Origin of the sequence: Acinetobacter sp. NyZ410 (genome assembly GCF_022828975.1) — a bacterium.
GTDB lineage: Bacteria > Pseudomonadota > Gammaproteobacteria > Pseudomonadales > Moraxellaceae > Acinetobacter > Acinetobacter guillouiae.
Window position 1 is genome coordinate 2,857,844 of sequence record NZ_CP094620.1, and the last position, 13,419, is coordinate 2,871,262.

7 protein-coding genes, 2 tRNA genes and 3 rRNA genes are annotated in these 13,419 nt (G+C 41.2%); 1 reads left to right on the forward strand and 11 read right to left on the reverse strand.

Annotated elements, in window-relative coordinates; translation table 11 throughout:
* Positions 1 to 219 precede the first annotated feature (219 nt).
* The 11 genes from MTO68_RS13495 to MTO68_RS13545 all read right to left on the reverse strand — a co-directional run bounded on the left by MTO68_RS13495 (position 220) and on the right by MTO68_RS13545 (position 12,128).
* Complete coding sequence (locus MTO68_RS13495; RefSeq protein ID WP_244012857.1) at positions 220 to 1,419, reverse strand: hypothetical protein; 1,200 nt, start codon at positions 1,417 to 1,419, stop codon at positions 220 to 222.
* A gap of 440 nt (positions 1,420 to 1,859) precedes the next feature.
* Entirely contained in the window at positions 1,860 to 2,252 is a 393-nt protein-coding gene (locus tag MTO68_RS13500) for a DUF2007 domain-containing protein (protein ID WP_239045443.1), read from the reverse strand.
* Positions 2,253 to 2,632: 380 nt separating this feature from the next.
* Positions 2,633 to 2,747: ribosomal RNA gene (gene rrf / locus MTO68_RS13505) — 5S ribosomal RNA — on the reverse strand.
* A 182-nt stretch (positions 2,748 to 2,929) separates the two neighbouring features.
* A 23S ribosomal RNA gene (locus MTO68_RS13510) occupies positions 2,930 to 5,820 on the reverse strand.
* A gap of 337 nt (positions 5,821 to 6,157) precedes the next feature.
* Positions 6,158 to 6,233, reverse strand: a tRNA-Ala gene (locus tag MTO68_RS13515).
* 44 nt (positions 6,234 to 6,277) lie between these two features.
* Positions 6,278 to 6,354, reverse strand: a tRNA-Ile gene (locus tag MTO68_RS13520).
* Between the two features lie 59 nt (positions 6,355 to 6,413).
* A 16S ribosomal RNA gene (locus MTO68_RS13525) occupies positions 6,414 to 7,952 on the reverse strand.
* Together the 16S, 23S and 5S rRNA genes with 2 tRNA genes alongside form the textbook arrangement of a ribosomal RNA operon.
* Positions 7,953 to 8,362: 410 nt before the next feature.
* Positions 8,363 to 9,394, reverse strand: a complete 1,032-nt coding sequence (locus tag MTO68_RS13530) for an alpha/beta hydrolase (RefSeq protein WP_244012859.1) — start codon at positions 9,392 to 9,394, stop codon at positions 8,363 to 8,365.
* On the reverse strand, positions 9,394 to 10,542 hold the full coding sequence (locus MTO68_RS13535) for a YdcF family protein (RefSeq protein ID WP_244012861.1): 1,149 nt from the start codon (positions 10,540 to 10,542) through the stop codon (positions 9,394 to 9,396). Before MTO68_RS13535 ends, MTO68_RS13530 begins: the two co-directional genes overlap by 1 nt.
* 13 nt (positions 10,543 to 10,555) lie before the next feature.
* Positions 10,556 to 11,584 carry a UDP-N-acetylmuramate dehydrogenase gene (gene murB / locus MTO68_RS13540; RefSeq protein WP_239045442.1) on the reverse strand — a complete coding sequence of 343 codons (1,029 nt, stop codon included), beginning with the start codon at positions 11,582 to 11,584 and terminating at the stop codon, positions 10,556 to 10,558.
* 40 nt (positions 11,585 to 11,624) lie between these two features.
* Entirely contained in the window at positions 11,625 to 12,128 is a 504-nt protein-coding gene (locus tag MTO68_RS13545; protein ID WP_004822261.1) for a low molecular weight protein-tyrosine-phosphatase, read from the reverse strand.
* Positions 12,129 to 12,248: 120 nt separating this feature from the next.
* On the opposite strand from MTO68_RS13545, the gene MTO68_RS13550 reads away from it, so the two are divergent.
* Positions 12,249 to 13,403, forward strand: coding sequence for an iron-containing alcohol dehydrogenase (locus tag MTO68_RS13550; protein WP_004822263.1), 1,155 nt, complete (start codon positions 12,249 to 12,251; stop codon positions 13,401 to 13,403).
* Positions 13,404 to 13,419: the final 16 nt, after the last annotated feature.

Genomic DNA, 13,419 nt, shown 5'->3' on the forward strand with positions numbered 1-13,419 from the left:
GGTATACTGAAGTGGATTGATTAAATAGTGTGGCACGGATAATTCAATAGATTCCTCTGCATATGCAATTCCTTCCACATCGATTCAACTAAAAGCTGAATATATTTTGCAACGACAGAAAAATCGTCGTGGCGATCGTAAGTTACGGGATATAGCTTCTAATCCTAATTTAAAAAATGGCAAGAAATCTTGCCGTTTTTTACTTAACAACAGAATATTTTAAAAATCTCGTATTTCATCAAACCAAGCATTCACTGTTTGTTGATCTATATCGAATGTTGAAGCTTCAACCAGTTGCAGTACAGCAAGACCAGTATCTTCTCTTTCAACAGTTTCAATATTGGGCAATGTATTAATTATCTCAATAAGTTCAATAATTGCCCCTTTCACATCTTGTTTTGTCTTCGCCTTGGAGATTTCTTTTAAAGCAGATTTATATGCTTTGATCGCAATTTTTGCATTATTGCTTTCCCAGTTTTCAAATGGAATTCCATATTCAGTGGTAAACCATATTGAACTCCTCAGTTTAGACACCGAAGAATAATCCAATTGTTTTTCTTTAACTAAATGCTTTAATTCAGCATTTAACCTTTTCCCTGTTTTTTCATCAATATTCCATCCAATGAAGGACCTTAAGTTTTCCCATGTATTTAAACCTGGAAAGCCTTCCAAATTTACAGCATAGCGTATTCCAATACGTTCAAGTTGCTGAAGTTGTTTTAGACTTGCTGTATTGGTTATATTCCCAGTTAAGTTTAGATTTTTTAAATTAGGAAACTGCAATAAGCTTTCACAATCAAATGCTTGACCTAAAGGTTTAACAGCTAAATCTAACGAAGTTATTGCCGCTAAATTTTTCATAACAGGAAGATGGTATGCCGATACCCTTGGATCTTTGTATGTCGTTGGCTCTATTCTCATATGGGGATATGCTGCTGTGGTAATAATTTCAAAATGCTCAATATGACCAGCCAAATGAAGCGAATATAACCCCTTCTTATTCTCACCATCAGCATGATTTAAAACTAATGTGATTGGATGTTGATCTGCTTTGATTGAAAAGTTATGAATTTGAGCATGACTTAAATCTAGACAAATTGCTTGCGTAGGTCGCCAAGAAAAATCTTCTATCACTCTTTTCTTCGACCATTCAATAAACCCCTGATCATTTCCCCAATAATAAAAAAATCTTGGCCAATCTCCATAAGGATGCAAATGCACATTTTGTTGACCATGTGGCGTATAAAAAGTATTAAAAGCATCCCAATTGATTACAGCATTTTCTTCAACAAGAACATCAAACTTTTTCTTGTCCATGCCGATTCGACCAATTGAGAAGCTTCCTTGCCCAGCAGGAATTTTTATCTGATGGCTATTTGTACCTGTTAAAGAAACATAAATGGGAGTATTTCTATCCATGTTGATCCATTATTTGTAAATTGTACGATTCAGCTTTCAGCAAATATTAATTACTTATACTTGTACAAATAAGCATATAAACTCAACACAGAATATATCAAGCTTAAAGCTTAGCCTTTGTTTCATTTTAGCAAAATATGAACATGTTAGATTTAGCTCTATATTTCAACTTTCCCAATTTAGATGGTCCAAATGACCTTGATGATCTATTTTGACCATAATCAGTTGATGGATTAGAAATCCCAATTTTTTCTAAGTAATCATCACCTAATTCTTCAATATGAAAATCCACATATTCTTTAACCATCCCTTCAACTTTAAAATCCTGTTGAATGATGTTTTGCTTTTATTGATCAAATTTTACGATATTTTCTAGTAAGTAATTTATTTGATCTAAAGTTTGCTTATTTAAAATATCTTGCCGATTTTCCAATAGAGCACTAACGCCAAAAATGTTGGCACTGTTTACACTTCGTTCCATTTTTATAAAAAAAGAGCGGAAAACCAAGCAATAGAAAAACCAAATAAGCGGGACGTTTTCCTTCGGTATATGGCTGTATATCGCGACTACCACAATGAGGGCAACTTTCACTTGCTCCAAACTGTTGCTCTAATTCTTGGCTAAAATCTTGGGCAAGTAATGCTTTAGCCTCCTCTGCATAGCTTTCAGGAACTAACAGTCGCACACCACCCAAAGCATTAGAGTAGAGCCAATCCATATTAATAGTATGTTCATTTTCAATACGTGCTGGAATTTCAGCTGCTTCTAATTGCGTTTTGGCAATCTGAGCCTCGTAAGGGAATGAATATGTTTCAGCGACCACCCATTGCATAAGAACACCTAACAGAAATAAAAATGGATTTTAAGCTCAATTCATTTCACTGTATATTGCATAAATTTATTCAGTTGATGCTTCCATTTTTCAAGTTATAACGAAGGAAAGAAAATTTCATAAAAATAAGGAAATATGTTGGAGGATAGATAGGTTTTAAAGCAGTGCATTTTATCTATTTCCGTTAAATGTCATTTTTCTTTCTATTCTGCCTAAATAACCAATAACTATAGTTAGTCTTAACTCTATCCTACTTTGCTATATTTTGATGAGGAAGTGAAACAGCAAAATTTATATCTTATTCTTACTATTTATTATTTTTATCCACGCATAAAAAAACACCCCGCTCTCGCTAGAGATCGGGGTGTTTTAAATTTAAAAGCTGGCGATGACTTACTCTCACATGGGTAACCCCACACTACCATCAGCGCTAAGAGGTTTCACTTCTGAGTTCGGGAAGGGATCAGGTGGTTCACTCTTGCTATTGTCGCCAGCAAACTGTTATGGACTTGTTCGGGTCTTATTTAAATGCCTTACTTCGTACCAAATGAGTTTAACAGAACATTTGAGTTGAATAGTTTAACTAGCTTTACAACTAAATCAAGTATGTTTGATCTTTTATGAATCAAATGATGCTCACTTCTTTCGAAGTTCGTATACAACTGCTTGGGTGTTGTATAGTCAAGCCTCACGAGCAATTAGTATTGGTCAGCTTCATGCGTCACCGCACTTCCACATCCAACCTATCAACGTCGTAGTCTTCAACGGCTCTTTAGAGGACATAAAGTCCTAGGGAAATCTTATCTTGAGGTAGGCTTCCCGCTTAGATGCTTTCAGCGGTTATCCCTTCCGAACATAGCTACCCGGCGATGCGACTGGCGTCACAACCGGTACACCAGAGGTTCGTCCACTCTGGTCCTCTCGTACTAGGAGCAGATCCTCTCAAATTTCCAACGCCCACGGTAGATAGGGACCGAACTGTCTCACGACGTTCTAAACCCAGCTCGCGTACCTCTTTAAATGGCGAACAGCCATACCCTTGGGACCTGCTTCAGCCCCAGGATGAGATGAGCCGACATCGAGGTGCCAAACACCGCCGTCGATATGAACTCTTGGGCGGTATCAGCCTGTTATCCCCAGAGTACCTTTTATCCGTTGAGCGATGGCCCTTCCATACAGAACCACCGGATCACTAAGACCTACTTTCGTACCTGCTCGACTTGTGGGTCTCGCAGTTAAGCGCGCTTTTGCCTTTATACTCTACGCGTGATTTCCGACCACGCTGAGCGCACCTTCGTACTCCTCCGTTACTCTTTAGGAGGAGACCGCCCCAGTCAAACTACCCACCAGACATGGTCCTCGTCCCGGATAACGGGACAGAGTTAGAACCTCAATATTACCAGGGTGGTATTTCAAGGATGGCTCCATAGCAACTGGCGTCACTACTTCAAAGCCTCCCACCTATCCTACACAAGTAAGATCAAAGTTCAATGTCAAGCTGCAGTAAAGGTTCACGGGGTCTTTCCGTCTAGCCGCGGGTACACCGCATCTTCACGGCGATTTCGATTTCACTGAGCCTCTGCTGGAGACAGCGCCCCCATCATTATGCCATTCGTGCAGGTCGGAACTTACCCGACAAGGAATTTCGCTACCTTAGGACCGTTATAGTTACGGCCGCCGTTTACTGGGGCTTCGATCAAGAGCTTCGCTTACGCTAACCCCATCAATTAACCTTCCAGCACCGGGCAGGCATCACACCCTATACGTCCACTTTCGTGTTTGCAGAGTGCTATGTTTTTAATAAACAGTTGCAGGGGCCTGGTTTCTGTGGCTGCCAATAGCTCAAGGAGCAAGTCCTATCACCGTCAGCAGCGTACCTTCTCCCGAAGTTACGGTACCATTTTGCCTAGTTCCTTCAGCAGAGTTCTCTCAAGCGCTTTGGTCTACTCGACCTGACCACCTGTGTCGGTTTAGGGTACGATTCCTGTGTAACTGAAGCTTAGAGACTTTTCCTGGAAGCATAGTATCAGCCACTTCGCTAGTAAACTAGCTTGCTATCAGCTCTCAGCATAGAGCACCCCGGATTTGCCTAAGATGCATGCCTACTGCCTTTCACCTGGACAACCAACGCCAGGCTGACTTAACTTTCTCCGTCCTCTCATCGCATTACACAGAAGTATTGGAATATTAACCAATTTCCCATCGACTACGCCTCTCGGCCTCGCCTTAGGGGTCGACTCACCCAGCCCCGATTAACGTTGGACTGGAACCCTTGGTCTTTCAGCGAACGGGTTTTTCACCCGTTTTGTCGTTACTCACGTCAGCATTCGCACTTCTGATACCTCCAGCATACTTCTCAATACACCTTCATCGGCTTACAGAACGCTCCCCTACCACGTATACATAGTATACATCCGCAGCTTCGGCATATAGTTTTAGCCCCGTTACATCTTCCGCGCAGGCCGACTCGACTAGTGAGCTATTACGCTTTCTTTAAAGGGTGGCTGCTTCTAAGCCAACCTCCTAGCTGTCTATGCCTTCCCACATCGTTTCCCACTTAACTATAATTTGGGGGCCTTAGCTGGCGGTCTGGATTGTTTTCCTCTTGACTACGGACGTTAGCACCCGCAGTCTGTCTCCCGGATAGTACTCATAGGTATTCGGAGTTTGCATCGGTTTGGTAAGTCGGGATGACCCCCTAGCCGAAACAGTGCTCTACCCCCTATGGTATTCGTCCGAGGCGCTACCTAAATAGCTTTCGGGGAGAACCAGCTATCACCGAGTTTGATTAGCCTTTCACCCCTATCCACAAGTCATCCCCTGGCTTTTCAACGACAGTGGGTTCGGTCCTCCAGTTAGTGTTACCCAACCTTCAACCTGCTCATGGATAGATCACCCGGTTTCGGGTCTATACCCAGCAACTAAACGCCCTATTAAGACTCGATTTCTCTACGGCTCCCCTATACGGTTAACCTTGCTACTGAATATAAGTCGCTGACCCATTATACAAAAGGTACGCAGTCACCAAACAAGTTGGCTCCCACTGCTTGTATGCATGCGGTTTCAGGATCTATTTCACTCCCCTCACAGGGGTTCTTTTCGCCTTTCCCTCACGGTACTGGTTCACTATCGGTCAGTCAGGAGTATTTAGCCTTGGAGGATGGTCCCCCCATATTCAGACAAGGTTTCACGTGCCTCGCCCTACTCGTCATCATTATATGTGCCCTTTCGTGTACGGGACTATCACCCTCTACGGTAGCACTTCCCAGAGCTTTCCGCTAAAACACATATAACTTAATGGGCTGATCCCCGTTCGCTCGCCGCTACTGAGGGAATCTCAATTGATTTCTTTTCCTAAGGGTACTGAGATGTTTCACTTCCCCTCGTTCGCCTCGCATGACTATGTATTCATCATGCGATACCTACCTTATGGTAAGTGGGTTTCCCCATTCAGAAATCTCCGGATCACAGGATATTTGCCGCCTCCCCGAAGCTTATCGCAGGCTATTACGTCTTTCATCGCCTCTGACTGCCAAGGCATCCACCACATGCACTTAATTACTTGACTATACAACCCCAAACAGTCGTTAATCCCTACAAGGAGGATCAACAATGTGAACTTAATCACTTCTATTTGTTGCCTGTGAACTTAATCACCATACAGCTTCAATTTAATTCATATACCAAAACGCTTGATTCAGTTTTATCGCTAGTGCTCATTTCATTCAACATTAACAATTACTTGCTAACATCAACTAAAACGAGTTTAAACAATTATTTCAACTCAAATATATTCTGTTAATGATTCACTACCGCCTCGTCAGCGAGTAGTTAACTGTGATAAATCACAGAACTTAATAAGCTATCGGCTTACTAAGTTCTGTAATCACTTAGTCTTTAATTAGTGGTGGAGACTAACGGAGTCGAACCGTTGACCTCCTGCGTGCAAAGCAGGCGCTCTACCAACTAAGCTAAGTCCCCAGCTTAAGATCTTAATATATCTGCTCTTCTGTGTTCAGTAGACTTGGTGGGTCTGACAAGACTTGAACTTGTGACCCCACGCTTATCAAGCGTGTGCTCTAACCAACTGAGCTACAGACCCTCAGATACATCAATGAAGAACAACTTGTTGTGGATTCTTACCAATCGTCAATCTTTCGTTAAGGAGGTGATCCAGCCGCAGGTTCCCCTACGGCTACCTTGTTACGACTTCACCCCAGTCATCGGCCACACCGTGGTAAGCGTCCTCCTTACGGTTAGACTACCTACTTCTGGTGCAACAAACTCCCATGGTGTGACGGGCGGTGTGTACAAGGCCCGGGAACGTATTCACCGCGGCATTCTGATCCGCGATTACTAGCGATTCCGACTTCATGGAGTCGAGTTGCAGACTCCAATCCGGACTACGATCGGCTTTTTGAGATTAGCATCCTATCGCTAGGTAGCAACCCTTTGTACCGACCATTGTAGCACGTGTGTAGCCCTGGTCGTAAGGGCCATGATGACTTGACGTCGTCCCCGCCTTCCTCCAGTTTGTCACTGGCAGTATCCTTAAAGTTCCCACCCGAAGTGCTGGCAAATAAGGAAAAGGGTTGCGCTCGTTGCGGGACTTAACCCAACATCTCACGACACGAGCTGACGACAGCCATGCAGCACCTGTATGTAAGTTCCCGAAGGCACCAATCCATCTCTGGAAAGTTCTTACTATGTCAAGACCAGGTAAGGTTCTTCGCGTTGCATCGAATTAAACCACATGCTCCACCGCTTGTGCGGGCCCCCGTCAATTCATTTGAGTTTTAGTCTTGCGACCGTACTCCCCAGGCGGTCTACTTATCGCGTTAGCTGCGCCACTAAAGCCTCAAAGGCCCCAACGGCTAGTAGACATCGTTTACGGCATGGACTACCAGGGTATCTAATCCTGTTTGCTCCCCATGCTTTCGTACCTCAGCGTCAGTATTAGGCCAGATGGCTGCCTTCGCCATCGGTATTCCTCCAGATCTCTACGCATTTCACCGCTACACCTGGAATTCTACCATCCTCTCCCATACTCTAGCTTCCCAGTATCGAATGCAATTCCCAAGTTAAGCTCGGGGATTTCACATCCGACTTAAAAAGCCGCCTACGCACGCTTTACGCCCAGTAAATCCGATTAACGCTCGCACCCTCTGTATTACCGCGGCTGCTGGCACAGAGTTAGCCGGTGCTTATTCTGCGAGTAACGTCCACTCACTGTAGGTATTAACTACAGGAGCCTCCTCCTCGCTTAAAGTGCTTTACAACCATAAGGCCTTCTTCACACACGCGGCATGGCTGGATCAGGGTTCCCCCCATTGTCCAATATTCCCCACTGCTGCCTCCCGTAGGAGTCTGGGCCGTGTCTCAGTCCCAGTGTGGCGGATCATCCTCTCAGACCCGCTACAGATCGTCGCCTTGGTAGGCCTTTACCCCACCAACTAGCTAATCCGACTTAGGCTCATCTATTAACGCAAGGTCACAAGTGATCCCCTGCTTTCCCCCGTAGGGCGTATGCGGTATTAGCATCCCTTTCGAGATGTTGTCCCCCATTAATAGGCAGATTCCTAAGTATTACTCACCCGTCCGCCGCTAGGTCAATCACCGAAGCAATCTCCCCCGCTCGACTTGCATGTGTTAAGCCTGCCGCCAGCGTTCAATCTGAGCCATGATCAAACTCTTCAGTTAAAAATCATTAGTGACTTAAGGTCACAATTCTGGCTCATCAATGTACTGACAAATTCTCTCAAATAAACTTCGAGTAATTTAAACCAATCAATCAATGATAATATTTCGATCAATCAATCAGTAAAAATCCACACAAGTTGTTCTTCATATTCTCTTAATGATTAATTTATCACTTCGTCAGTGATAAATAAGACGCAATAAACATTTAACAACTTAACCCTCTAAGCTAAGTTCGTTTGCTGTATCGCGTCGGGATGCTGCGTATTCTATACAGATTTTAAACCAGCGCAAGCCCTATTTTCAACAAAATGCATCGTGTGATTATTTTTTAATCTAAATATTCAAAAAACCGCATAGTTCACCTATTTTTTAGGCATTTTTGAGAAATTCAGCTTAAAAGCAACCTATATCTATTCAAAATAATCACCAGAAGATTGTGCATGTAGAAACGCAGGAATTAATCCTGTTAATGCTGCACGTATATCAGCACGTTCATTAATCAATTGATGCGAGCCTTCTTCAAGAATCAATAAGGTCTGTAATCTAAATTGTCGACGTACAAAATCAATATTATATTTCCAGTCTACAGTTTGGTCTTGTGCACCTTGTGCCAACCAAACCGGAATGCGGCACTTTGGATAGGCTTCCATTTCCAGCATCCACTTTGACATTGCCAAAATCCAATCCATTCCCATCATTCGAGGTTGTAACGGGTCTTTAAGGCGTACAAATCTTAAAAACTCAGGATTGTGATTATTTCTTTTAAAGTGCCGAGGGACTTCTCTTTTAATTCTGCGAATAATTCCTAGACCAATAGAATTATGCCACCACGCTGTTTTTGCAGGTCGGACCAATGGTGAAAGCAGTAACACCCGATCCACAATTGGATTTTCACGTTTTTGTGCATACTTAAGTAAATGATGCATCCAAATTGCACCACCTGTACTTTGCCCTACTCCCAACCACGGCTTAGGAAGCTGCTCTGCATTTTTTACATATTGATAGACCGCATGTAACACTTGTTGGTAATGGTCAAAATTTTGAATATTTGCAGGCGAACCATTACTCAGTCCATGCCCAGGCAAATCATAAGTAATCACACTAAACCCTTGTTCAAGGATTTCTTTCACAATTGGTTGGTAAATACCACTATGTTCTAAATAGCCATGCAACAAACATACAGTGCCTTTTATTTTATCTATATTGGGTTTAAATACTTGCACGTGTAGTTTAAACAACGGCATATCAATAAAACCTTGCCATTGCACACAGTCCAGTTGATCAAAGCCATAAAGACGTTGATAAGATTTTATTTCTTTATTTGGAATATATTCACGATTTAAGTTTAAGGCTTCTAATAGTTGTGGTGTTGTATCTCGACTTGGTATAGGTAAGTCAAGTTGCTTTAGAATTGTTGGATTTAAAAATGGAATATCTGCCATTAAGGCACCTCTCTACAGCCACTCGAACCAAACAACATATCTCGGATTGTTGCTAAAGTTTCATAATTGGCTCTACGACTATGATCATAATTTTGTTTGCTAGGCTGCCATGCTGTTAATTGAGTTGGCATGGGTGCATTGACAGGAATTGTTTCGATCCCATTTAATGCAAATAAACGACGCGTTCTTGGCATATGGTAACGATCGGTAATTAATAAGACTGTAGGTGCACCACCTTTCTTCTGTAAAAGCAATGAGCTGAAGCGTGTATTTTCACAGGTGTTCATGCTTCTATTTTCTAATAGTTTTGCTTGTACACCGCGCTCAGATAACCATTTTTGCATATAGGGTGCTTCTACACCACTCAGCACAATAGGAAGTTTAACTTTCTCTTCTAAGGCTAAGGTTGTTTCAAGTCTTAGTTTGGTATAGTCATTCACAATAATGTCTTTTTGATTTTTATCTAAAGTTAAACCACCGCCCAAGACTACAATTGCATAAGGTTGACTGATTGGCTTCGGTTGTTCACTGGTTTTGGTAGGCAAACTTTCAAGATCTTCTTGTACTTGTGAACTTGACAATTCATTTACCAATGTGTGTGAATTTTCTTGAAGTAATTTTTCATCAATTTTATGTTTTTTTAAGAATGTTAAATATTCATCCATTAAAGCCTTATTGTCTTCACTATTTAAATCCAATAAGTTTTTAACCACATCGTTCGATTGATTCTCAACAACCTCTGATGCAGCATGTTCAGACACCAATGGAATTACCGGTTTGTTTTGTTCTTCATCATCATTTTTTTGATCTTCAGCAATTTTTTCCTGCAAGGCTTTATATCGTAACTGAAGTAACATTAAATCCTGAGCATTTTTACTCTTAATCGCTTCATCCATCAACTTAAGATAGGCTTGTCGAGCAATCCATAAGTCAGAACCAGGTTCTAAGTTTTCAGCCTCCGAAAGTGCAGCATTTTGCTGGCTCTTTGCTGCCACCTGATTCACTTCAACTGGAACAATGCTATTCAGGATTTTAACCATCATTGTCGAATAAAATGGCGTGTACCAAAAAACGACCAAACAGCCGAATAATACAAATAATATGGCAATTATTCGTAGAAATCTGACCATCCAATGCGGTTTGACCATATATTTACTCAATTTAATGGTTTTCGATTAACCCTAGTTCATTATAAAGCACAGGTTCAGGCTCTAAGTGCACACCAAACTTCTCAAAAACATCTTTTTGTACTGCCTGATATGTTGCGCGTACATCTGTCAATGTTGCATCGGCATAATTCACCAATACCAACGCTTGTTTATGAAACATTCCCACTTGATTAAGCTGTTTACCTTTCCAACCTGATTGATCAATCAACCAACCCGCTGCAATTTTAACGTGATTCCCTGCTTGAGGATAATGTGGAATATTAGGGAATTTTGCAATTAATTGTGAAAACTCTTGTTGCTTAATAATCGGATTTTTAAAGAAACTTCCCACGTTTGGATATTCTTTTGGGTCTGGGAGTTTACTTTGACGAATATGAATCACTTGCTTTTGTAAGTTTTCAGCACTCATATCATCCATCATTGCATCTTTTAAATCCCCATAATTTACTTTTAAATCAGCATGTTTAAGTAATTTAAAAATTACATGGGTAATCACATAACGATCTGGATCATCTTTAAAAATACTGTGTCGATAAGAAAAATGGCAATCTTGTGCTTGAATTGAAAGTGTCTGTGCTGATTGACGATCGTAGACTTCTACAGATTGAATAAATTCACCGACTTCAACACCATACGCGCCAATATTTTGCACAGGCGATGCGCCGACTAAGCCCGGAATCAAAGCCAAGTTCTGTAAACCATAAAGTTGTTGCGCTGTCGTCCATAATACAAAGTCATGCCAAACTTGCCCTGCACCCACTTTGATTGTTTTACTTTCGGCATCTTCACTTAAAAATTCAATACCGTGTATATCTATAGCAACTACAAGCGCATGAATATGCTCAGGCAGCATCATATTGCTGCCCCCTGAAAGCAGTAAAACGTTTAAATCGTGTGCTTTAGAAAACTGCAACGCTTGTTGAAGATCTACGATAGATTGTATTTTGACATAATGTGATGCAATCGAGTTCAAACTCAATGTATTAAAGGGTTTGAGCTGAACCTGTGATTCAATATTCATAACTTAAATTTATTTCCTAAAAATATTTCAATCACTTGCATTAAAACTGTTGTTGAAACACATGTACCCAAGCCAAACTGCTTGATTCACACTGATCAAGTACACGTTCAAATCCATCAGCTTCACCATAATAAGGATCTGGAAGCGCCTGTTGTGGATAAACACGATCATGCTCACTCATTAAAGCAATTTTAGCTTTGATTTGAGCAAGACCAAATTGGCTGCTGGCTTGGTTATACACATGCTGGATATCCGCAAAATTCTGATGATCCATGGCAAGAATCAAATCAAACTCTAAAAAGTCTTGTATTTTTAATTGTCTAGCACGTAATCCAGAAAGATCATAGCCTCTTTTTATTGCATGTTTTTGACTGCGACTATCGGGTGATTTATTTGGATGATAATTGCTCGTTCCAGCGGAATCCACAACTACATTTAATCGTTTTTCATCACAATAGTGTCGTAAAACCACCTCTGCTGTGGGTGAACGACAAATATTTCCTAAGCACACACATAAAACTTTGTATGGCATTTTGGATGACATAACAACCTCAAATGATCATTTCTTTTATAAAGTCTTATGTTAAGTTATTTAGCAGGCGAATCCTATAGAACCTTAAAACAATAATGTTTAATTTGTGATGATAGATTAAGGATAATACATATGAGTCATTTTCAATTCCAAACTGTAGCCAATATTATTTCAGGTTTAGGATCAATCCAAGAACTCAGCACAGTATTAGGCAATCAATACCACAAAGCATTAATCGTGACAGATGCAGGCATGATTCAACATGCACTGCATTTGCCGCTATTAAAAATTTTAGCGCAATGCAATTTAGACTATGAAATTTATGCCGATGTACAGGCAGACCCAGCAGAGCAGATTGTTTTATCGGCAGTTCAATTCGCCAAAGACAATCAAGTAGATGTGGTGATTGGCTTTGGTGGTGGTAGCTCTATGGATGTTGCCAAACTCATCGCGATATTGGCAAATCCAAAGCAATCACAAAGTATTCAGGAAATCTATGGGGTCAATAATGTCAAAGGCCCTCGCCTTCCTTTAATTCTTATTCCAACCACAGCGGGCACAGGCTCTGAAGTCACCCCCATTTCAATTGTCACTACAGGTGAAACCACCAAAACAGGTATCGTTTCCCCCATTTTATATGCCGATGTGGCAATTCTAGACGCAACATTTACCTCAGGCCTACCTGCACATATCACAGCAGCAACAGGCATAGATGCGATGGTGCATGCCATTGAAGCCTATACCTCTAAAATTAAAAAGAATTTTTATGCAGACATGCTTGCTAAACAAGCCCTTAAACTTTTAAATAAAAATTTAAAATTGGTCTTGGCGGATGGTACAAATTTAGCAGCTCGTCAAAATATGCTGGTTGGCTCTATGCTTGCAGGGCAGGCTTTTGCCAACGCTCCTGTAGGTGCTGTACACGCTTTAGCATACCCCTTAGGTGGTCATTTTCATTTATCACATGGACATACTAATGCTTTAGTTTTATTGGAGGTGTTAAAATTCAATGCGCCTGATGCAAAAGCACTTTATGCAGAGTTAATGCAATGGCTTGATCCTTATAGTAAAGGCAGTACAGAAGGCTTATGTGACTTATTTATTGATCATATGCAGAGACACTTAGATCACAGTGGTTTGACTTTGAAATTGCGCGATTTAAATGTACACGAGCAGCAACTCGATAGATTGGCATCCGATGCAATGCTACAAACCCGTCTTTTACAAAATAATCCAAGGCCTCTACTCCACGCAGATGCATTAAAAATTTATCAGGCGATTTATTAAAATTTATCAACATTGA

Bases quoted from the DNA above. Each gene is read 5' to 3' on its own strand.
- MTO68_RS13495 (WP_244012857.1), bottom strand. From the start codon at position 1,419: ATGGATAGAAATACTCCCATTTATGTTTCTTTAACAGGTACAAATAGC.
- murB (WP_239045442.1), bottom strand. From the start codon at position 11,584: ATGAATATTGAATCACAGGTTCAGCTCAAACCCTTTAATACATTGAGT.
- MTO68_RS13530 (WP_244012859.1), bottom strand. From the start codon at position 9,394: ATGGCAGATATTCCATTTTTAAATCCAACAATTCTAAAGCAACTTGAC.
- MTO68_RS13545 (WP_004822261.1), bottom strand. From the start codon at position 12,128: ATGTCATCCAAAATGCCATACAAAGTTTTATGTGTGTGCTTAGGAAAT.
- MTO68_RS13500 (WP_239045443.1), bottom strand. From the start codon at position 2,252: ATGCAATGGGTGGTCGCTGAAACATATTCATTCCCTTACGAGGCTCAG.
- MTO68_RS13535 (WP_244012861.1), bottom strand. From the start codon at position 10,542: ATGGTCAAACCGCATTGGATGGTCAGATTTCTACGAATAATTGCCATA.
- MTO68_RS13550 (WP_004822263.1), top strand. From the start codon at position 12,249: ATGAGTCATTTTCAATTCCAAACTGTAGCCAATATTATTTCAGGTTTA.